The organism is Collimonas sp. NPDC087041 (assembly GCF_044745265.1).
In the GTDB taxonomy this organism is placed as follows: domain Bacteria; phylum Pseudomonadota; class Gammaproteobacteria; order Burkholderiales; family Burkholderiaceae_D; genus Collimonas.
The window spans coordinates 89,921-111,046 of sequence record NZ_JBIUZX010000013.1 but is presented as its reverse complement, the minus strand read 5'-3'; the positions used below and the strand labels follow the sequence as shown (position 1 = coordinate 111,046).

Here is a 21,126-nt window from a genome sequence, read left to right as displayed (position 1 = left end):
TTATTTCTATTTCCATAAAAAAACTATATTGCCGTCGATGCAATTGGCAAAGCTGAAGCAAACCTCTACGCAGCGCTAAAAAAAACCGGCAATACCCTCAACGGGTATTGCCGGTTTCTTTAACTTCCCGACTCTATGCTGACTCAATGACCGCCGAATAATTTGAGGATGTTCTGCTTCTCATCTTCCTGGCTCGTGGTTGGTCCCGGGGTGCCGGCTGCCGCGGGCGCCGGCGTCACAGGCACGCCGTCAGGACCAATGTCGATGGGGGCGCCGCTACCGCCGCCCAAACCGAGCGAGGCGATGAAGCCGTTGCCCGGCGTGAAGTTATCGAAGTAAAACTCATTGTTGATCATGGTGATCCCCGCCGGCATCGGCATCTGGTATTCAGGAACGCCACGCAACGCGCGCCCCATGTATTCGGTCCAGATCGGCAGCGCCAACTGTGCGCCGAACTCGCGGCTGCCCAAGCTCTTCGGCTGGTCGTAGCCCATCCAGGCTACCGCCACCAGGCTGTTCTGGTAACCGGCGAACCAGCCGTCGAACGCATCGTTGGTGGTGCCGGTCTTGCCGGCCAGGTCGGTCCGATGCAGCACATTGGTGCCGGCGCCAGTGCCGCGCTGCGCCACCGATTGCAGCAGGCTGGTCATGATGTAGCTGTTGCGGGCATCGAGTACACGCGGCGCATTCTGACCGGCTATCTGCGGCTCAACCTTGGACAGGTCGACGCCACGCGCGTCGGTCACCTGTGCGATCAGATAGGGATTGACCCGGTAGCCGCCGTTGGCCAATACCGCGTAAGCGCTCACCAATTGCAGTGGCGTGACTTGCCCTGCCCCCAATGCCAATGGCAGGTAAGGCGGCGTTTTATCGATGTCGAAACCGAAGTGGCTGGTCACGAATTCCTGTGCGTACTTGACGCCGATGGCATCCAGCAGGCGGATCGACACCAAATTCTTCGAGCGTTGCAAGCCGGTGCGCAGTGGCATCGGTCCATCGGGCTGGTCGTCATCCTTCGGCTCCCAGGCATCCTGCCCCGGGCCGCCAGGATAGGACACCGGCGCGTCGTTGATGATCGATGCCGGGCCGAAGCCTTTTTCCAGCGCCGCCGAGTAGATGAACGGCTTGAAGGTGGAACCAGGCTGGCGCCAGGCTTGCGTAACGTGATTGAATTTGTTCTGGTTGAAATCGAAACCGCCGACCAATGCCCGGATCGCGCCAGTCTGTGGCGTCAGCGAGACCATGGTCGCCTCGACTTGCGGCAGCTGGGTGATCTGCCAGCCCTTGGCGGTATTGATGACGCGAATCACCGAACCCGGCTGGATGCGCAAGCCTTTACCCGCCTTTGGACTCAACGCCGATGCCGCCAGACGCAAGCCTTCGCCGCTGATGGTCACCGCATTATCGCTGCGCAACATCACTTGCACCTGCTTGGCGTCAGCGCTCAACACCACGGCCGGCACGATGTCGTCATTGTCGGGACGGTCCTGCAACGCATCCTCGATGGCCTGGTCGCGGTCATCGCCGGCGGGCGGCAACTCGATAGTGGCTTCCGGACCGCGATAACCATGACGGCGATCGTAATCCATCACGCCCTTGCGCACCGCGTCATACGCGGCGGTCTGGTCGGCCGAATTGAGCGTGGTGATGACGGTCAGGCCGCGCGTGTAGGTATCGTCCTTGTATTGCGCATACAGCATCTGCCGCACCATTTCGATCGCATATTCGGCGTGCACACTATAGGTGTTGCCCTTGGTCTTGACCTGGATATCTTCCGCGATGGCCTGGTCGTATTGTTCCTGGCTGATGAACTTCAGCTCCAGCATGCGCTTCAGGATATATTCCTGGCGGATTCTCGCGCGCTTCGGATTGACCACCGGATTGTAGGCCGACGGTGCTTTCGGCAAACCGGCCAGCATCGCGGCTTGCGCCAGCGAGATATCTTTCAGGTCCTTGCCGAAATAGACGCGTGCCGCTGCGGCGAAACCGAAGGAGCGCTGCCCCAGATAGATCTGATTCATGTAAACCTCGAGAATCTGATCCTTGCTCAGCGCAGTCTCGATCTTGTAGGCCATCAGCATTTCGTAGATCTTGCGCGAATAGGTCTTTTCGCTCGACAGGAAGACGTTGCGGGCGACCTGCATCGTGATGGTGCTGGCCCCTTGCGTAGCGCCGCCGTGCATGACATCGCTCAGGACAGCGCGCATGATGCCGATCACATCGACCCCGCCGTGCTGATAGAAGCGCGCATCTTCGATGGCCAGCACCGCATTCTTCATGTCGGCAGGAATGTCATCCAGCTTGACCAGGCTGCGTCGCTCTTCGCCGAATTCGCCGATCAGGACATGATCGGCCGTATAAATGCGCAGCGGTACTTTGGGCCGGTAATCGGTGATGGCGTCGAGATCGGGCAGTTGCGGCATCATGACCACCAGCGCATAGGTCACCAACAATCCGCCGATGACCGCGCCGGCCAGCACCAGGCCGCCGATACTCAATAGCAGTGCGCGGGTCAAACTACCGCTCTGCTTGGACTTGTTTACATCTTGATTGGATTTCTTTGTTGATGACATAGCAATATTCGATGGAAATAGCCCTGTATCCTACAACATGCGAGGGCTAAGGGCGTCGAAATGGCCAGTTAACTTTATGCGCGAGGCGTCGACAGCAACGATTCAATCATCTGCCGCGTCGTCGCAGCGGCCAGTTCCGGCGTCTCCATCGGGAACAGATGGCCACCTGGAATTTGCCGGAAAAACTTGCCGACCAGGCGTTTGGTTGCCTCCAGGCCGGCCTGCCGGCATTCGACCGAGTCGACGCCACCGACAAAACCGATCGGCACCGGAAAACTGCGCTTCAGCACCCGCCCCATGTCATGCGGCAGGGTTCGATAGACCGCCGTTTCGATATCGCGCCGGAAGCGCAGGACCATATTGCCCTGCTCTTCTTCCAGGCCGTAATTGATGTAATCGCGCAGCACCTGCGGCGCCCAGTTGGCGAACACCTGCTTGCTGGCGAAATGCTGATAGGCCGCTTCCGCGCTCGGCCACAGGTTGCGGCGCTTGGCTGAAAAGCGCGCCTGCGAGACCCGGTTGTCCAGACCCAGCGCCTTTGCGCCGCGCAGCAAGCCGGCGCGCCAACCCGTCACCACCGGCGTATCGAGCATCACCACACAACGTACCAGGTCTGGACGCTGCTGCGCCGCCAGCAACGCCAGGCCGCCCCCCATCGAATGCCCGACCAGGATCACCGGTTGGTCGTAACGCGCAGCCAATTCATCGATCAGTTCCTGCACCAATGCCGGCCAGCCATCGGTCACCGGATACTTAGGGTTATGGGCATGGATGTCCAGCGAGCGGACATCGTAGTCATGCCGCAGGTAGTCCAGGAACTGCCGATAGGTACCTGACGGGAAGCTGTTGCCGTGGATGAAGTGCAAAATCGGGTGTTTCGGATAGCTCATAGGTGGGACAAGAAAGCGGATTTAATTTTAGAGCCCATTAAAAACCGAAAACAACGGTGCGACAAAGGGAATTTTAGAGCTTGCGCTCAGAACCGAAAGCCGATTCCTGTGCGCTAGCGGCCATACCAGTAGCGGCGATGCTGCTCGCGATACGCGACCGCGGAGAGGCCCGTATCGAATTTCAGCAGGATTGCACCATCCTCATCGCTGCGCATAATCTTTATGCCCAGTTCACGATATCGCTCCAGCACTTGCTGCTTCGGATGCCGAAAACGATTGCGATATCCAGCCTGGAACAGCGCGATTTGCGGATCGACTTCATTCAGGAAAGCCGCGGTCGATGAGGTGCCGCTACCGTGGTGCGGCGCCAGCAGGACGCTTGCCTTCAATTGACCGGCATGGCTGGCAACCAACTCCTTTTCCTGCAGCGCCTCGATATCCCCGGGCAATAGAATCGCCTGATCTCCATGCGTGATCTTGATGGTGCAGCTGACTGCATTCGGTTTGTCGATTTTCTTCGCCGGCTGCGCAGCATAATGATCCAGTCGCGGATACAGCATTTCAAACCGCGTGCCTCCCCATTGCCATGCCTGCCCTTCGTGGCAGCGTCGATGGTCGGCGGCGGCCGCGACAATCGGATGCGTCGCGGCCAACGATGAATACACCGTCGCCACATTGATGTGGTTCATCACAGACAAGGCGCCTCCTGAATGATCGATGTCGGCATGCGAAACGATCAGCACATCCAGCGCATCGATGCCGCGCGCCCGCAGGTACGGAACGATAATGCGATTGGCGGCGTCGGACTTGCCGCCATAGCCCGGGCCGGTGTCGTACAACAGGCGCTGCGTAGGCGTCTCCACCAGCACCGCCATGCCTTGCCCGACATCCAACGCAGTGACCCAGACCTCTCCGGCGCCTGGCCGGCTGCCGCCATCCAGCAGCAACGGCAACCAGCCGCATAAAGCCAGCCAGCGCAACGGCCAGCCACGCGGCGCAAGCATCCACAAGGTGGCAAGCAGCGCGATGGCAAGCGTCCACGGGCTGGGAAACGCCGCCTGCCACACCGCAAACGGCAACGCGCTCAGCCAGCCCAGGAGTCCCGCCAATTGTTCCACCAGCGCGTGCGCCGCAATCAGCAGCCAGGTCGATACCGGCGCCGGCAGCACACAGGCAGCCAGCGCCAACGGCGTAACCGCCAGCCCGATCACGGGAATAGCCACTGCATTGGCCAGCGGACCAATCAACGACACGCGTCCAAACAGCAATATCGTCAATGGCAGCAAACCGATGGTGACTGCATATTGCGTCATCCCGGCCGCCTTGAAGCCGTGCCACCAGTTGCCGGCTGTCGATGCCTGTTCGGCGGCGCCTGGCTGCATGCGCCCCAGCCCGGTATAAAGGATGACGCCGACAGCGAAGAATGACAGCCAGAATCCGGGCCATAACACCGCCCACGGATCGATCAGCAAGACCAGCGCCAAGGCAACGCAAAGCACATGCGAGACGCTGACGATACGGCCGCTCCACAAGGCCAGCGCGACTACTAGCAGCATGTATAGCGTGCGCTGCGCCGGCACGCCGAATCCGGCCAGCAACACGTACACAAGCGCCGCCAGCGCTCCGCTCAACGCCGCAACTTTCTGCGCCGGCAACAGCAACGGCAATCTGGCCTTGGTAAAAAATGAGCGACGCCACAGCGCTCCCATGACGGCAGCAAAAAGCGTCGCAATCATCGTAATGTGCAAACCTGAAATGGCGACCAGGTGGCTCACTCCGGTCCGATTGAACACTTCCCAGTCGGACTGATCGATGGCGCGCTGGTCACCGATCACCAACGCCACCAGCACGCCGGCATAGCGACGATCGGGCAAGGCATGCAAGATGCGGTCGCGCAAATTGCTGCGCGCGGCTTCAATCAGATTTCCTGGACTGAGCACGAACGCTGTCAGCAACTGGTTTTTCAACTGCTGCTTCTGATCAGAACGGACATAGCCGGTGGCGCGCAGATTGCGTTCCAGCAGCCACGCTTCGTAGTCAAACAGATGGGGATTGGCGTTGCCATGGGGGCGCTTCAAACGCACGGTCAGCCGCCAGCGCGAACCCGCCTCGATTAGCGGAAGATTCGCTTCGGCCATGTCACCTGGTGCTGAGGATGTTTGGGTCGCCGGACGATACCAGGCCAATGACAAGCGTTCGGGAACGACCGGCATCTCGCCGTCCTGTTCCAGCACACTCTCCACCGCAAAGGTAAAGCCGACGCCGCGCTCGAAATGCGACGGCAAGCCATCCACCGTGCCAATCAGCGTGATGTCTCGCCCCTCCCACTGCGTCGGCAACTCCTGGCGCAAATAGTATTGGGCAAACAAGCCCGCCCAGGCAAAGCCGAATATCGCACCTACCAGGAATTTTAAAGGCAGCGCAACATGCCGATTACCGATCTTGCTCGCAACGACATAGACTCCGATTGCCAGCACCAGCAGACAACACAGCATCCAGCTGGCCGGCAATGCCGGTTGAGTTTGCAAAAAGACAATTCCAAGCGCGAACCCGATAATGGCGCTGCGCATTCCGGCCCGACTTAGCGGAGTGCCGCCAATCGCGGCAAGGCTGCGCGGGCGTTGGCCGATGTCGCCGCAGCCAGCTCGGAGATTGGCATACCGCGCAATTCGGCCAGCACCGCGCCGATCCGGGGGATTTGTTGGGGACTGTTTTTTTCCGGATGCAACCAGGCCGGCGACATATCCGGCGCGTCGGTTTCCAGCACCAATGCACTCATCGGCAGTTCAACCGCCAGGCGCCGAATCTGCAAGGCACGTGTGAAAGTCATCGCGCCGCCGAACCCAAGCCGGAAACCGAGCCGAATAAATGCCTCGGCCTGCTGGAAACTGCCGTTGAATGCGTGGGCAATGCCGCCCTGCACCTTGATGCGGCGCAAATGCTTGAGCAGGATGTCTTGCGAACGCCGCACATGCAGCAGCACCGGCAGATCGAATTCGCGCGCCAGCTTCAACTGCTCAACGTAGAAATGTTCCTGTTTTTCGCGCGACGGCCCGTGTTCCATGCCGGGTACGAAGAAGTCCAGGCCGATTTCGCCAATCGCTACAAAGCGCGGATCGGCCATTGCTGATTCGATTGCCGTACGCAATGCGAGCAGATCGGATTCATCAGCCTGCGGTGCATACAGCGGATGGATGCCCAATGCATAGGCACAATTTGGCAGCTGCGCCGCATGCCTGGCGACGGTCTCGAAATTGGCGCGCTCGACTGCCGGAATGACGATCCACTGCACCTGTTGTTGTGCCGCTTCAGCGGCGACCAGCGCCTGCTCGCCGGAAAATTCGGCGGCATCCAGATGGCAGTGCGTGTCGATCCACATCCGGGAACCTTTAGAAATGATGAGGCCAAAATACCGACAATCGGTAGTGGCAAGAATTGATAGATTGATATCCTAGCATGTGACAACAGCCGGCTGTTTAAGCATCTGCATAAGGCATCCGTATAAACAATCCCGTCGCGCAAAGCCAGAGCCTGATAACATGATGCCAAAAAGTATTTAGAAAGCAATGCAGATGTCTACCGCAAACCAGCCTTCGGTTCCTCAACAAGTGTTCGACCAGCGCGAATTCCGTAATGCACTGGGAACCTTCACCACCGGCGTTACCATCATCACCGCGTGCCAGCCCGACGGCACGCTGGTTGGCGTCACCGCCAACAGCTTCAACTCGGTCTCGCTCGATCCGCCGCTGGTGCTGTGGAGCCTGGCCAAATCATCCAACAGCCTGCCCGCTTTCGAACAGGCCGAACATTGGGCCGTGCATATCCTGTCGCATGACCAGGATCAACTCGCCACGCATTTCAGCAAGCGCGGCCACGACAAGTTCGCCGGCTTAACTATCGAACGCGGCCTCGGCGACGTACCTTTACTGGCTGGCTGCACCACCCGCATGCAATGCAAAACCGCCTATCGCTATGATGGCGGCGACCACATCATCATGGTCGGCGAAGTCATGAACTTTGAACATTCGGACATGCCGCCGCTGGTTTATCAGCGCGGCAACTACGCCATCGCCACCCGCAAGGAACTGGCCGACGAGGCCGAAGCGCTGATCAAGGCGACCGCCTCATCAAACGGCGGCGACGAGAATTCATTGAGCTACCTGCTCGGCACCGCTTATTTCCAGATGTACGGAAAATTACGCGCATTCGGCGCCGAACACGGTTTGAACGATACCGAGTTCTTCGTATTGAACGCGCTGGCGGCACGCCAGGGCCGCAGCCTGGAAGAATTGAACCGGCTGTTCGTGTATGCCGGCCATTCGCCGTTGCTGCATGTGCTGGACGACATGAGCGCGCGCGGACTGCTGCAAATTGCAGTGGATCAGGGCGACCATCACGCGCGCGGGCTGTTCTACCTGACGCCGCTGGGGCAGGATTTGGCGCAGCAGATTGCTACTGCCGGCCGCCAAAGTGAAGCCGAGATGCTGGCCAACCTGGGCACCGTCGACGCCATCGCCATGCGCACGCTGCTGCGCCGCTTCATCAACCTGCCGGGCTACGACAAGCTCGACGAGTGATGCTTGTTTAATCCAATCTGGCGGCTGATTCAGCGATCGACCACCAGATTGGCCACTTGCAGCACTTCGCCGCTGACGGCATTCTGCACAAACGTCACGATGCCGAAATGATCGGCGCGGATATCGGGCGCGATGCTGTCCAATGCGATTTTCTCGTGGATTTGCGCAACGCCGTTTTTCAGCGCGAATGGCCCGAGCCAGCGCCGCACCACATAGTCGTGATGCAAGGTCACACCGCCGTTTTCGCCCGCCGACACCTTCGATACCAGCTTGTTTTCATACAGCGCGACATAGGCGTTGTGGCTGTCCTTTGAATCCTGGCGCAATTTGACATTGGAGCTCAGGTCGAATGTACGCGCTGTCGTCGAAGCCAATTTGATCGAGATATCCGCCGGCGCGGCTTGCGCGGTGATATTGCTGATTGCGCCGTCGAAGGCGCTGCCGGAGCTCCAGCGCCTTAGCTCTCTGCCGCCGACAAAAATTTCTGGGGTGTACACCACGCGGCTATTCGTGAATGCGGCCAGTTCTTGTTGCCGTACTGTGAAGCGGTGGTCGCCGAAGCGGTCTTTCCAACCGAGGTTGTCCCAGTAGTCGACGTGCAGGGCGAGCGGTACGATGCTGTTGGACTTGGCTTGTGCGCCGAGCTTGGATAGCCATTGGTCGGCGGGCGGGCAGCTGTTGCAGCCTTCGCTGGAATAGAGTTCTACCAGGGCGACGCGGTTGGCGGGGCTTTGGGCGGTGTAGTCGGTGGCGTGTGCGATGGCGGGGATGCTTGCGGCCAATGCGGCCAGGGCCATGGTTTTGGTGAGGTTGACAAGAATTCGCACTTTGGTCTCCAGGGCTGATGAATGTTGTGGTTTAGTCGTACAGTGATCAGCTTCCTTACAGATTTTATGCTCTTGTGCAGCGAATCACCGGGCGGCGCGTGGGAAGCGCACACCACCATTCGATCGACAACGACGCCCCCACGCAGTTAAATGGGGTCGGAGTTTTTTTTCGGCGGTCTTTTGCCGAAAATTACTCTGATCCCATTTAACGGGCCACGGAGTGAGTGCGGTGGTGTATCAGCTTTGTTCGTCTGATTCTAATTAAAACGGTTGCTACTCCGTGGAGACTTGCCGGGGGCGGCCCGGCAGCCGCTCACTTTTTGCTTCGCCAAAAAGTAAGCAAAAAGGCGATCGCACAGCCGTTGCCCGCCTTCGGCGGGTCCCCAAATGAGCCGTGCGCCAGTCGGATGGGACACAAACTCGCTTCGCTCAAACATGTGTCCCATAATTCCCGACTGTCACCCGTCCCATTTGGCAACGTCAGCATGCGAAAAGTCAAAAGCAACGGCAACGTCAAAAGCCAATTCAAAAGCAGCGTCAAAAACAACTTCAACATCAAAACCAACCCCGAGCAGTTAAATGGGGTCAGAGTTTTTTTTCGCGGCTTCTTGCGAAAATTACTCTGACCCCATTTAACGGACCACGGAGTAAGTGCGGTGGCGCATCAGCCCTATTCGCCGAACGTTACTTAAAACGGTTACGACTCCCTGGATGCTAGCCAGGGTCCGCCCGGTGACCTCTCAGCTTTTCACTACAACGATCCTCCACCTGACCTCAAGGCGCACGATAGAGGTTGATTACGTCGCGGTCTACGCGTACCAGGTTTTGGCCGGCGTCGACTACGAATTCGGCGCCGTTGAATGATGGTCTGGTCAGCAGCAGGATGGCGTCGGCGATTTCGGTTACTGGGGCGATGTAACCTAGCGGCGTTGAACGGGCTGAGGAGTATTCGAAATCGGCCTGGGTCTGGTCGCCGCTGGGGGTCATCAGGCCGGGATACAGGGCGTTTACCCTGAGTACTGGAGCGCTGGACATCGCGAGCATTGCGGTCAGGTTGCCTAGCGCGGCCTTGGCCACGGTGTAGCTGAAATCCTCGGGGTGAAAGTTGGCGCGTACTTTCTGATCGACGACATTGATCACTACGCCCTGCTGTCCGCGTTGCTGTGCTTGCTGATAAAAAGCCTGGGTCAGCAGCAGCGGCGCGCGGCAGTTGACTTGCCACGAACGCTCCAGATCTTCCAATGCGAAATCAGCCAACGTATCCGGGAAAAAAATCGCAGCGCAATTGACCAGCACATCGAGCCGGCCGAACCGGGCGTATGTCGCGGCAATCATCGCCTGCAATTGCTGCGGATCCTGCAGATCAGCCTGCTGCAGCAACGACACGCCGCCACCGGCCTCTATGGCCTGCACGGTATCCAGCGCATCCTGTTGCGAACTGCCGTAGTGCACCACGACCGCATAGCCTGCTTGCGCGAAGCGTTCTGCGATCACTCTTCCGACCCGTTTGGCGGCACCGGTAATCAGCACCACGGCTTGTGTCATGTCGGCTAGCGGCGGGGTATTGGGCGCATGCGTGCTCAATTTTTGACGGCAGCGCTGGCCACGCGCTCCATGAATTGCGCCAGGCGCAGGTCGAGGTCGGTGACGCCGTTGGCGTCGTGGGTAGTCAGCAGCACGACCACGCGGTTGTAGACGTTCGACCACTCCGGATGATGATCCATTTTTTCCGCCAGTAAGGCTACCTGGGTCATGAAACCGAAGGCGGCGTTGAAATCGGCAAACAGGAAAGTCTTTTGAATCGCATCGCGGCCGTCGACAGCAGTCCAACCGTTGAGGCCTTGAATCGCGGCGGCGGCGCCGATGTGCGTAGAGTGTGGCATTGGAATATCCGTTCGTGAAAACTCCAATTCTATAACCGGAAGCGATGGAATGAGAAAAAGATATCTACCGGCTGCCACTGCCTGGGCGTGGCACAGGGGAAAACCGCCCCCTTGCGGCGCGGCCTCAAAAGATCAACAATTGTAACGGCAAGATTTTTTTCGAAGTGCTGTCAACCAGCTGCCGCGCCATCGGCGTTAATGAGTTGCCATCAACGAGTTGCGATATCCGTCCTCGTCAATTAAAGGAGCCACCATGAATTCGAAAATCACTGCTGCACTGTTCTGCGCGCTCGCTCTGGCTGGCGCTTCCGGCGCCGCCAGCGCCAAAGGCTGTATCAAGGGTGCCGCCGTAGGCGCGGTAGCCGGCCACTATGCCGGTCATCATGCGGTTATTGGCGCAGTCGGCGGCTGCGTGGCCGGACGTCACCTGGCCAACAAGAAGGCAGCCGACCAAGCAGCAGCCGCGCATGCTGCCGCGCCGGCCGCACCTGCACCCGCCAAATAAGCCGTTCCGCTGCAAACCCGCGCAGGACCTGATCTGCGCGGGTTTTCTCTTGCAAGCCGACAAACCAAGAATGCCATTACCGGCAAACAACACGGCATGTTGGCATAATGAGAGCCCGTATGCATTCCCTTGGGCAACATGAAATTCCTGGCAATCTCCGGCAGCCTGCGCGCCGCCTCCCTCAACTCCGCTTTGCTGCGTGCCCTCGCCCGTGTTTCACCGGATGACATCGAAGTGGAGCTTTACCCTGGCCTGGGTGAACTGCCGCTATTCAACCCGGATCTTGAAGCCGACGATCCGCCAGCTGTCGCTGAATTGCGTCGCCGGATCGTGTCGGCCGATGCACTGCTGATTGCCAGCCCGGAATACGCGCATGGAATTACCGGCGTCATGAAAAACGCACTCGACTGGATGGTAAGTTGCGAAGCGTTCGTGTTCAAGCCGCTGGCTTTGTTGAACGCATCGCCGCGCGCGGTGCATGCCCAGGCAGCCTTGCGTGAGGTCGTCACGGTGATGTCGGCGCGCATTGTCGATGAGGCTTCCATCACCCTGCCGATTCTAGGCGCGCACCTCGATGAACAACAGATCGTCGATCATCCGCAGATTGCCGCAGCACTGCGTGGAGCCTTGACGGCTTTACGCCAGGCCGTGCTGGCACCGCCATCGAGCCCGCACTAATTTTTTCCGTCGCTTAGCGGACGATGAACAGCAACGCCAGAGCGATCAGCGCCGGCAATGCCTGGATGAAGAAAATTTTGCGGCTGGCGGTGAGTGCACCAAAGATGCCGGCGACGATCACGCATGCCAGGAAAAACACCTTGATCGAGAAACCGGGCGCGCCCAGGCAAATGCCCCAGGCCAGTCCGGCCGCCAGGAAGCCGTTATACAAACCCTGATTGGCCGCCAGCGCCTTCGATGCTGCGGCAAATTCCGGAGTCAGGCGGAAAGTCTTGATGCCGAACGGTTTATCCCAGAGGAACATCTCCAGCACCAGGAAATAAACATGCAGCAAAGCGACCAGCGCGATCAACAGGTTGACGACAGTATTCAAGACAAACTCCCTTTTTATTTATTGTGAATGCAACGGCCGATGCCATATCTGGCAGCGCCTGGCCACTTTGATTTACTACGAACACGATCAAACGCCGGCCGGACGACGGCATGTCTGTCGCCGGCCTTCCCTCATTCCTTGGCTGCGACCTGGCTGGCATGCAACGCCGCCAGCTCGGCATCCAGTGCCGCCACGCGCTTGGCTGCCGGGCGCGCATTGATGCGGCCGATGTAGGCCTGGATCAACGGTGTCAGCGGCACCAGCTTGAAGGCTGTGGTCCACGTCAGCGCTGTCCCCCAGAGGATGTCGGCGGCGCTGAATTTTTCGCCCAGGATGTATGGCCCTTTCTCCAGCTGGTCGGTCAGGGTCTTCCACATGGCATCGAAATCGCCGTAGGGGCAGGTGGATGGTGGGGTCGGCGCATGCTTTTGTGCACGGTCGATCAAGGCCGGCTCAAAACACGAACCGTAATACACCATCCAGCGCAGGTACGGTCCGCGCAGCGGATCGTCCAGGGCCGGCGCCAGGCCGGCATCCTGGTACAGGTCGGCGAGATACAGGAACACCGCTGGCTGCTCGGTGATCAGCGCATCGCCATGTTTGATGGCGGGCACCTTGCCCATCGGATTGATCGCCAGATACGCAGCTTGGCGCTGCTCTCCAGCTTTCATGTTGAGCGCGTGCAGTTCGTAATCGGCGCCCAGTTCCTCCAGCAGGATACGGGCGCCGCTTGAACGCGTGTTGGGCGAATGAAAAAACGTAACCCGACGATTCGATGCCATGTTGAGTGTCCCTTTTATCGTTATATTTCCGTGGAAGCCAACCACGTTTTCTGATGGCCGTTTGTGGCCAAAAATATATCGCAATTCATGCCAGCGATCCGGTCGCGGACAGCTGCACACGATAGTGTCGGATACAGTAGGAAACATGCAAGCAATATTGCGCGCTCCGGTTAGTCGAAATACTCCATTTCCAGTGTCAATCGACGCCATTACTTAATCTATTTACAACACCCATTAAGCCATATCGGTCATGTCAATTATGCCCTGTGGATGAGGTTTTTTCATAGAGGAAATCGATGCGGCGCACGTCAATTCTCAGATCGATTTAACAGATTCCGCCTGTAAGTTGAATGTGAAAAGTGTAAGCAAATGCACGGGACACAATTTCTGGCGTCTGACTTCGTACAATCGATAGCACTGAACACATTCAGGAGCGCAAATTGAAACACCCACTCAGCATCGCCGCCATCATCGCCGGACGCTTTTCCAATTTCATATCTTCGCCTCCCAAGGAGTCCGAAGAAATCAACGTTATTCTGAAGAACGCGCCGCCGCCATCCAAAGACGAAATCACGCCTAGCCCACGGGCCGGTATGGTGTGGAGTCCAGGCTTCTGGAATTATGTCGGTGGCTGGTATGTATGGGAAGCGGGTCATTGGGAGCTGGATCGGCAAGACCAGCAGTATCAGAAACCCGGATGGCAGAAGGTCATCCACGGCTGGAAGCTGCAACACGGCGGATGGCGCGTCACATCGGTGAACTTTATCAAATCGGGATTGACAGTTAAGGGCCAGGATGACGGCGTCGAAGCACGTTACGATCCGCTGGCAGCGTTTCGCTGAACCTGGCCGATTGATTTACACGGCAGAGCCATAAGGTAGCTGCCGCCGATTTTCCAACTAAAATTATCCAGGCCGTTTATCGATCGCATCGCGGCGCAGCCGGCTGCGCTCCTGGCAGCGAAAGCAAATCCAGCGCTTGGATTTATTTCGGATGACAAATTCGCCCTCTGCCACTGGCACCTCACCTTGATGATGCGAACAAAAGCGCTTACCGGTCACATTGGCGGTAGCCTGCGTCACCAACGCCAGCCGGTCTTGTCGTTGCAGATATGCGGTCATGACTGATTGCTCCTTCTACGATTTCTTGCCAATACAGGTATTCGTCCTGAAATCCGATGCGGCTATTTTCCGAATGGATTGATGTTGACGGCTTCCTGGGCACTGGCAGCCACGGGCTTGCTGTCACTGACGCCATGTGCGCCGATCGCAACAGCCGCCCTCGCATCCATTCCACCACCGTCCGTTAGCCATACCGCATAAACGCCGCAGGCGCCTAGGATCAGCGCCGCAACAATCCAGGTTAAATTCGACCGGTTCATTTCCATCTCCCCGAACGCAATTAACACCCGGAAGACCTGCTCGGTCCTCCGGGCGAACTGCCCTACATCAAGAACAACGCATCATCAACGAGCAAAATCCGATGTGTTATGGATGAAGGTGTTCAGGTTGGCGATGTTCAGGCTGCCGAAGCCTGTGGTTGCATCCCAGCCTTTGGCTGCCTTGTAGCCGTACGAGCTGCTGGCGCCATTGGTGCCGGAAGTCACGTCGTGCAGCAGCGCAGCATTGGCAGCCAGCGGGAAATACTTGTAGAAGCTGGCTGCCGGGAAGCCCAACGCATTGCCGTTGGCCGATTGCAGACGCGCCCAAGTGCCGGTGAAGATCGGCGCTGCCAGGCTGGTGCCGCCTACTGTGCCGGTTTGGCCGTTGTAGTAGATGGTGGCGCCGCTGGCGCTGGCGGCATCGAATGCGATGTCAGGCAGGCCGCGGGTAGTCTTGCCGGCCGCGATCACGCCCGATTGATAGGAAGGCGCTGCTTCGTACTTGCTGTAGCCGCCACCGGTTGCCCACAGGCGCTTGGTTGGATCGGAATCGCCATTGGCGTCGTACACGCCAATCGCGCTCAATCCTTCATTCCAGACGGTTTCGCTGCTGTAGGCGCCGGATGTGGTGTACAAGGTCGTGCCGCCGACAGCGATCACATAAGGCGAGCTGGCTGGCTCGCTGACGTCATAGGTGGATTTGTTCTTCGGCACGCCTGGTGCGCCGGAGATCGAGCTGGTCTGGCAGTTGTAGGTACCGGCGTCGCCTGTCGAGATCGAGAAGGTCTGCCCTTGCGCCACGGCTTGCTTGAACACGTTGTCGTCAGCGGCCTGGGTGCCGTCGCTATGCGTATCCGATTCGCAGCCGCCGAGCGAGACGTTGATCACTTTTGCCAGGTTATCGCTGACTGCCTGGTTATAGGAGGCGGTGATGCTGCTGAAATTCATGTCTGGCGATGCGTAGAATATCAACTGCTGTACTGCGCCGCCGGAGGTGCCGGTGATGGTCTGGCTGTCCAGGTTCCATTCGACCTGGCCGGACGTATCGCTGTAATCGCTGCCGGCAGGACCGGTTTGCACCACCGAGGTGTTGACGGTGGCGAAGCCGTTGGCTGAAGTGAAGGTTCCCAGATCGGTGATCGTCGGATCGATATTTCCTTCGGAGATGATGGCGACCGTTGTGTTGGATGCGGTCGGCGTCGAGCCAGCGTTATAAATCGACGGGAACTGTGCCGGGCTGTGCGGCGTTGCTACCGGCGTTGCGCTTGGCTTGGCCTTCGCCTTGGCTTGCAGCGCTACGCTGCCTTCTGTATTTGGTATCCAGCGATGATGAGTCTGGGCCACTGCGACGTTTTGCAAGCCGAGCACCGAGCCGACGATATTGCCGAGCGCTGCAGGCACTTGCGCTGCGTCGGTATTGGCGAACACATTGCGGCCATCTTGCTGGAAGCGCTTGAGCGAGGTGCGGAATGCGGTTTGCACGGTAGCAGCTGTACCGTCTGCGAACACCAGTTGGCGGTTAGGCGAAATCCGGATGTTGACAAAGCCGGACTTGCTCAAGTGCGCAACCACCGCGGCTACATCTTTTTCCGTCGGCGCATACAACGCAGCGAACTGCGCGGGCTTCAAGAATTTGCCATAGGACGCAGTGCCTGGCGTATGCAGGTCTTGCAGGAACTTGTCGAGTTTGGCTTCGTTGCGCAGGTTCAGGCTCAGTGTTACATGGACCTGTTCGCCTTGCGCCAATTGCACCGCCGATGCAGCTGGCGTTGCGACGCTAGCGTCAGCCGCCAGGCTTTTCTGATTCGCTTGCACTTGCGGCAAGAATGCCTGGGTCTTGGTTGCTACCCAAGTGCTGGTATCCGCCACAGCAGCATGGACGGACAAGGATGCAAATACCAGGGACAGCGCTAATGACAAAGCCGAAACCTGGGGAATCGCAAAATTTCCTGCTAGTACTTTCGATTTCATATCGCTTATTCCTATTGAATTGAACAGATAAAGGAAGCCTCAGCCCTGCACTGAATGCACAGTGCATAGGTTGGTCTGGCGCTGGAATCTGCGTCACGCGCCGTGACGCAGTTATTAACGGACTTGCAGTCCGCTAAACGGATGGCCGGAGCGTAATCGCTACCTGAGCCTGAAGACGGGAGGGGATGTGGTGCGCAGGGCGCGAGAGATTTCGTCGGACGACGATGGCGGCAAAATGGCGTAAATCAAATTGAATCTGGCGCAAATCATGATGCTTCCCTCTTGAGGATAAACAACGACACTCTTTGCTCTTATGGAGTGATTGCCGTGTGAAAAATCAGTATTTTTTCATCTCTTTTTAAAGCAGAAATCAGATACTTCAATGATCCAGAATATAGACATAATTTCCGTGTGGCAATATCATTTATCGTGATATTTTTTTATATCGATTCGCGTATTTCATTGCATAGGTGACTCAGTCCGGTGTGACGCCTGCGCCCTGCCTCACTGGCCGGGATCGATGCCGGCGCCGGCGATCGGACGGCTCTCCGGCTTGATATCGCGCGCCGTAAAAATCCAACCAAGACTGAATAAAGAGCGCGGCAAAGTAGCCCACAGCGTGGCGCCGACAATCAGCGCGCCGCCAACCCAGGACATGGTGCTAAGCTTCTCACCCAGCCACAGGGCAGCAAACAGCGCACCGAATACCGGCTCGCTTCCCATCAACAGAGAAACCCGTGTGGGGTTGGTCCGCCGTACTCCGTAGTTCTGCGCGAAAAAAGCAAAGATCGTGCAAAACAACACCAGGTAAATCGTCCCAAGCCAAAATCCGGAATCCACCGGAAGAGCCGGCAAACCGCCTTGCGTGAACACGCCGGCGACAATCAGGCTGCCGATTCCCACTACGCCCGACTGCACCGCTGTCAGGGTCAGGGTGGCCATGTTCTTGTCGAGCGTCAGGCGCTTTGTCATGCATACCATCAAGGCCCGCAGCAATGCCGCCACCAGCATCAGGCCGTCGCCGAAATTGAAAGTCAGGTTACTGCCTGAAGTCAGCAGCCAGGTGCCGAGCAGCGAGACGAAAGCAACCAGAAAGGCACTACCGCCAGGGCGCCGCCGCATTACCAGCCATTCGACAAAGGGCGTAAACACGACGCACAAGCTAATCAGGAAAGCGGCATTGGAGGCTTGAGTCAGCACCACGCCGAAGGTTTCGCACATCAGGATGGCAAGCAGGATGAAACCGAGCGGCAGTCCGGCGCGCAGCGCAGCGCGCCCTTCAGGCCTTGCCAGCTGACGCAAGCTTGGCAACAACAGCAGGAAAGTCATGCAAAAACGAATCGCCAGGAAACCCATCACCGGGTAATACGCCAACGCCTCTTTGGCGACGCCATAGCTGGTGCCCCAGACGACAGCTACCAGCAGCAGTAGCAGGTCGGCGACCCAGAGGCTTTTTACAGGTGAGTTGGTGAATGGTTTCGTCACTTCGCTTTACTCCGGATAGCGCTAACAGCACTATCAGTTGGTATAAAAAAGTTCCGTCAACGGGGATAGATGAGCGGAACAAACGGCGGGAGCACCGAGGATATGGGGTCAGGAATAAATCACGTTCATGTTCGGGTATAGGCAATCACCAGCACGTCCCGGAAGGCTTCGCGCTTCGGTTCCAGCGGCAGCACCTTGGTTACGCCATGCATGGTCCTGGCGTCGTCGGCCAGCATCAAGTCCATCGGGTCGGTCAAGGTATAGCGGCACATCAGTTTGCCGGCGATATCCGTGATATAGGTTTCGCCACCAAGCACGTTATGCCGGCGCACCATCATGGTGACGATGTAGTCAACGCCGTCGCGGTGCAAGCCTTCAGGCGTCGGATTGCCAGGAGTATGGTCACTGGCGCGGATCCGGTACGGATGCAGGCGGATATTCCATTTACCGCCCCGTCCCTGCACCTGGTCGAACACCCGGGCCAGCGACAGCAGCAATCCGGACAGGAAAGGACTTTCGACGAAATGCCGCTCCAGCGGTTCGAAGTGGCGCGCGACATCACCGTTGAGCTTATTGATATAGCCCGGCTGTTGGTACGGTCCATGCGGCAATTGGTGCAACACGCCTTCGGCATGATCCAGTTCAAACGCGCCGTAGCGGCGGAAGCGATAACTACCGTTGTCGCCCATGTAGCGGTCTTGCGGCAGATTGTTCCAGCATGCGGAAAATTCGTTCCAGGTCGCAGGATCAACATCGCAAGCAGCCTGCAACGCCCTGCCGGACAACACACTGAACAAGCGCGCCTCGACCTCGTCGCTCAGATGATCAATGATGGGCGGCGCCAGCCTGATCGGCGCCAGGGCATCGATTTCCATTTAGTTTTCCTCGGCCAGTATCTTTTTCACGGCCAGCAATGGATTGGAAGGCAGCGACAACTGACGGCTGGAACGTTGCGCCGCGATGTCTTTTTCCCAGCTGTCGCGATCGGTCAGATACAGCGGCGCCGCGGCCTTGATTGCGCAGACGTCGGCAGCACCGGCACGCAGGCGGTAATTGACAGTACCGGTCACGTATTGTGCGGTTTCTACGATAAAGCGATCGGTCGCCACGCGCAGCGGCGTGAACCAGCGGCCTTCAATCGCTTCACGCACCCAGAGCTGCTCCATCCGCAGTTTTTCGCGCAGCAGTTCCGCATCCAGCACCGCGGTCTCCAGATGGCGATAGGCTTCCAGCAAGGCCATGGCGGCCGGCGCTTCACGCACTTCCAATACTTTCTCGCCCTGCTCCAGATGCTCCAGGCCGCAATAACGACCGATGCCGAATGCGCCGACGCGCCGGTTCAGGCGTGCGATCAATTCGACCAGCGGCAGTGCTTCGCCATCAATCGCAACCGGACGGCCACCGTCGAAAGAAACCGACAGGTCAACGCTGGCCAGTCCCGGATCGGGTGCGGAGGTCCAGTCGAACAACGATTCCGGTACCCAGAACGATTCCGGATTATCGAGCGAGCCAGACTCGAACTCGCGGCACCACAGGTTGGCGTCGCCGCTGATGCCGCGCGCCTGGAAATGCGGTAGGCCGGCAGCGCGCAGTGCTTCGATTTTTTCTTCGCGCGAAATCGCTGTGTATTCATACGGTGTGCCGTAATAGCCGACATAACCGAGTTGCGCAATCGCGCCATTCAGGCGGCGCAGGCTGTTCTGCGATTGGTTGGCGGTGTGGACGATGGCATTGCAGTCCAGCCGCATTGCCGTCTCGACCGCGAAGCGGGCAATGATCGGCCGCGACAGCGACGAACTGATCGGATAGATACCCATGTAGCGGGCATTGGCGCGGATCGCCGGCAGCACCGCATCTTCGGCAAAGGCTTGCTGACCATCGATCACCAGAAGTTCGGCGCCGAAGTGCGCGGTGATCTGCTGCAGGTCGGCGACATTGACACCCTCGCCCAAATCGACCGTCAGGGCGGTCACCCGGCAACCGCTGTCGACCAGGCTTTTCAATGCATAGGTGCTATCCAGTCCACCGCTGAACAAGGTCAGGACGTGCTCACTATGGCTGGCGACACTTTTCAGGTCATCGATACTGCGTATTCTTTTTAGCGGCTGAATCATGGGCGCTCCGGACATCCAAATACAAGATAGTATTAATCAATCGAAAAATATTTCTTCGTGTAACTTATTATGTTTTATTCTGCCGATTACGATAATCTATCGATTCAGAACAACACTTGTGCTCAGTGGGAATAAATGGCTAATCGATACATCAAACTGATGCCGGATATGGCGATTTTTGTACGAGTGGTGGAAACCGGGAGTTTTTCGGCTGCCGCGCTTGAACTGGGCATGACCCCCTCGGCGGTCAGCCGCCAGGTATCCCGGCTGGAGCAGGCGCTCTCGGTAAGGCTGCTTGAGCGCACCACCCGCAAGCTGCGCCTGAGCGAATCCGGCAGTGAGGCTTACCAGCGTTGCCTGGAAATGGTGGGCGCCGCCAGGGCGGCGATGGAAGTGGCTGACAAGTTCGTGGCGATCCCGCAAGGCTTGCTGCGGGTTGGCATGCCGAAGGCCTTCGGTAAATCGGTGGTGACGCCGCTGATCCCCGGCTTTCTGGCGAAATATCCGGAAGTCGATGTGCAATTGATACTGACTGATCGCCATGTCGACCTGATCAACGACGATGCCGACCTGGTGATCCGCATCACCGGCCAGCCGGCCGATGGCTTGGTGGCGCGGCCATTGATGTCAATCGATCAAGTTCTGTGCGCCACTCCCAGCTATCTGGCGCAGCATGGCACACCGAAAGAACCACAAGACCTGTGCGGACACAGTTGCCTGTACCTGGGTGAAACGCCGGGCGATTCCGACTGGCGCTTCCTGCGCCAAGGCGAATCAACCATCATCAAAGTGCGCGGACGCTACGTCGTCAATCACAGCGAAGCGCGGCTGGAAGGTGTGCTGCAAAACCTGGGGATTGGCTGCCTGCCCTATTTCATCGCCCGCGCTCCGCTGGAACAAGGTTTGGTGCGGGCCGTGCTGACCGAATGGGAATTCGTCGCGGCCTATCAGGGAACCGCCTTCATACAATATCTGCCGACACGTTATCTGGCGCCCAAGATGCGGGTCTTCATCGATTACCTGGCAGCGCATATGGAAGCTGACTTGAAGCCGTTGGACCGGCGGCGGCTGGCCGCCGGGAACTGAT

20 protein-coding genes are annotated in these 21,126 nt (G+C 58.2%); 5 read left to right on the top strand and 15 right to left on the bottom strand.

The genetic code is table 11. The features are described from left to right. Positions 1–143 precede the first annotated feature (143 nt). From ACIPF8_RS20900 to ACIPF8_RS20885, 4 genes are all read right to left on the bottom strand, one after another. On the bottom strand, positions 144–2,573 hold the full coding sequence (locus tag ACIPF8_RS20900; RefSeq protein WP_400424813.1) for a penicillin-binding protein 1A: 2,430 nt from the start codon (positions 2,571–2,573) through the stop codon (positions 144–146). A 74-nt stretch (positions 2,574–2,647) separates the two neighbouring features. Continuing rightward, the gene (locus ACIPF8_RS20895) at positions 2,648–3,463 is read right to left on the bottom strand and encodes an alpha/beta hydrolase (protein ID WP_400424810.1); all 816 of its coding nucleotides are present in this window, start codon (positions 3,461–3,463) and stop codon (positions 2,648–2,650) included. 113 nt (positions 3,464–3,576) lie between these two features. Further along, the gene (locus ACIPF8_RS20890; protein ID WP_400424807.1) at positions 3,577–5,991 is read right to left on the bottom strand and encodes a DNA internalization-related competence protein ComEC/Rec2; all 2,415 of its coding nucleotides are present in this window, start codon (positions 5,989–5,991) and stop codon (positions 3,577–3,579) included. 53 nt (positions 5,992–6,044) lie between these two features. Further along, positions 6,045–6,842: a TatD family hydrolase gene (locus ACIPF8_RS20885; protein WP_400424804.1), complete on the bottom strand. Its 798-nt coding sequence runs from the start codon at positions 6,840–6,842 to the stop codon at positions 6,045–6,047. A gap of 193 nt (positions 6,843–7,035) precedes the next feature. On the opposite strand from ACIPF8_RS20885, the gene ACIPF8_RS20880 reads away from it, so the two are divergent. After that, the gene (locus ACIPF8_RS20880; protein ID WP_400424801.1) at positions 7,036–8,040 is read left to right on the top strand and encodes a flavin reductase; all 1,005 of its coding nucleotides are present in this window, start codon (positions 7,036–7,038) and stop codon (positions 8,038–8,040) included. 29 nt (positions 8,041–8,069) lie between these two features. Here the strand turns inward: ACIPF8_RS20880 and ACIPF8_RS20875 are convergent, their stop codons facing one another. The 3 genes from ACIPF8_RS20875 to ACIPF8_RS20865 form a co-directional block, all read right to left on the bottom strand. Continuing rightward, entirely contained in the window at positions 8,070–8,867 is a 798-nt protein-coding gene (locus ACIPF8_RS20875) for a DUF1223 domain-containing protein (RefSeq protein WP_400424798.1), read from the bottom strand. A 774-nt stretch (positions 8,868–9,641) separates the two neighbouring features. Continuing rightward, complete coding sequence (locus tag ACIPF8_RS20870; RefSeq protein WP_400424928.1) at positions 9,642–10,412, bottom strand: SDR family oxidoreductase; 771 nt, start codon at positions 10,410–10,412, stop codon at positions 9,642–9,644. A gap of 35 nt (positions 10,413–10,447) precedes the next feature. Then, positions 10,448–10,750 carry a 4a-hydroxytetrahydrobiopterin dehydratase gene (locus ACIPF8_RS20865; RefSeq protein ID WP_400424795.1) on the bottom strand — a complete coding sequence of 101 codons (303 nt, stop codon included), beginning with the start codon at positions 10,748–10,750 and terminating at the stop codon, positions 10,448–10,450. A 253-nt stretch (positions 10,751–11,003) separates the two neighbouring features. On the opposite strand from ACIPF8_RS20865, the gene ACIPF8_RS20860 reads away from it, so the two are divergent. Beyond that, the gene (locus ACIPF8_RS20860; RefSeq protein WP_400424792.1) at positions 11,004–11,255 is read left to right on the top strand and encodes a hypothetical protein; all 252 of its coding nucleotides are present in this window, start codon (positions 11,004–11,006) and stop codon (positions 11,253–11,255) included. A gap of 138 nt (positions 11,256–11,393) precedes the next feature. Continuing rightward, on the top strand, positions 11,394–11,933 hold the full coding sequence (locus ACIPF8_RS20855; protein ID WP_400424789.1) for an NADPH-dependent FMN reductase: 540 nt from the start codon (positions 11,394–11,396) through the stop codon (positions 11,931–11,933). 13 nt (positions 11,934–11,946) lie between these two features. On the opposite strand, the gene ACIPF8_RS20850 is transcribed toward ACIPF8_RS20855, so the two are convergent. Together ACIPF8_RS20850 and ACIPF8_RS20845 are read right to left on the bottom strand one after the other, a co-directional pair. Next, positions 11,947–12,306 carry a DUF1304 domain-containing protein gene (locus tag ACIPF8_RS20850; protein ID WP_400424786.1) on the bottom strand — a complete coding sequence of 120 codons (360 nt, stop codon included), beginning with the start codon at positions 12,304–12,306 and terminating at the stop codon, positions 11,947–11,949. 131 nt (positions 12,307–12,437) lie between these two features. Beyond that, positions 12,438–13,088: a glutathione S-transferase family protein gene (locus ACIPF8_RS20845; RefSeq protein ID WP_400424783.1), complete on the bottom strand. Its 651-nt coding sequence runs from the start codon at positions 13,086–13,088 to the stop codon at positions 12,438–12,440. Positions 13,089–13,528: 440 nt separating this feature from the next. On the opposite strand from ACIPF8_RS20845, the gene ACIPF8_RS20840 reads away from it, so the two are divergent. Next, complete coding sequence (locus ACIPF8_RS20840) at positions 13,529–13,930, top strand: YXWGXW repeat-containing protein (protein ID WP_400424780.1); 402 nt, start codon at positions 13,529–13,531, stop codon at positions 13,928–13,930. Positions 13,931–13,993: 63 nt separating this feature from the next. On the opposite strand, the gene ACIPF8_RS20835 is transcribed toward ACIPF8_RS20840, so the two are convergent. The 6 genes from ACIPF8_RS20835 to ACIPF8_RS20810 all read right to left on the bottom strand — a co-directional run bounded on the left by ACIPF8_RS20835 (position 13,994) and on the right by ACIPF8_RS20810 (position 20,039). Next, positions 13,994–14,209 (bottom strand): hypothetical protein, encoded by a 216-nt coding sequence (locus tag ACIPF8_RS20835; protein WP_400424778.1) that lies wholly within the window; start codon positions 14,207–14,209, stop codon positions 13,994–13,996. A gap of 62 nt (positions 14,210–14,271) precedes the next feature. Further along, entirely contained in the window at positions 14,272–14,469 is a 198-nt protein-coding gene (locus tag ACIPF8_RS20830; RefSeq protein WP_400424775.1) for a hypothetical protein, read from the bottom strand. A gap of 84 nt (positions 14,470–14,553) precedes the next feature. Next, positions 14,554–16,440 (bottom strand): protease pro-enzyme activation domain-containing protein, encoded by a 1,887-nt coding sequence (locus tag ACIPF8_RS20825; RefSeq protein WP_400424772.1) that lies wholly within the window; start codon positions 16,438–16,440, stop codon positions 14,554–14,556. 504 nt (positions 16,441–16,944) lie between these two features. Beyond that, entirely contained in the window at positions 16,945–17,925 is a 981-nt protein-coding gene (locus ACIPF8_RS20820) for a DMT family transporter (protein WP_400424769.1), read from the bottom strand. Positions 17,926–18,050: 125 nt separating this feature from the next. Then, complete coding sequence (locus ACIPF8_RS20815; protein ID WP_400424766.1) at positions 18,051–18,800, bottom strand: 2OG-Fe dioxygenase family protein; 750 nt, start codon at positions 18,798–18,800, stop codon at positions 18,051–18,053. Beyond that, the gene (locus ACIPF8_RS20810) at positions 18,801–20,039 is read right to left on the bottom strand and encodes an argininosuccinate synthase-related protein (protein ID WP_400424763.1); all 1,239 of its coding nucleotides are present in this window, start codon (positions 20,037–20,039) and stop codon (positions 18,801–18,803) included. Positions 20,040–20,174: 135 nt separating this feature from the next. Here ACIPF8_RS20810 and ACIPF8_RS20805 point away from each other — a divergent pair, with 135 nt between their 5' ends. Further along, positions 20,175–21,125 carry a LysR family transcriptional regulator gene (locus tag ACIPF8_RS20805; protein ID WP_400424761.1) on the top strand — a complete coding sequence of 317 codons (951 nt, stop codon included), beginning with the start codon at positions 20,175–20,177 and terminating at the stop codon, positions 21,123–21,125. The last annotated feature ends 1 nt before the right edge of the window (position 21,126 follow it).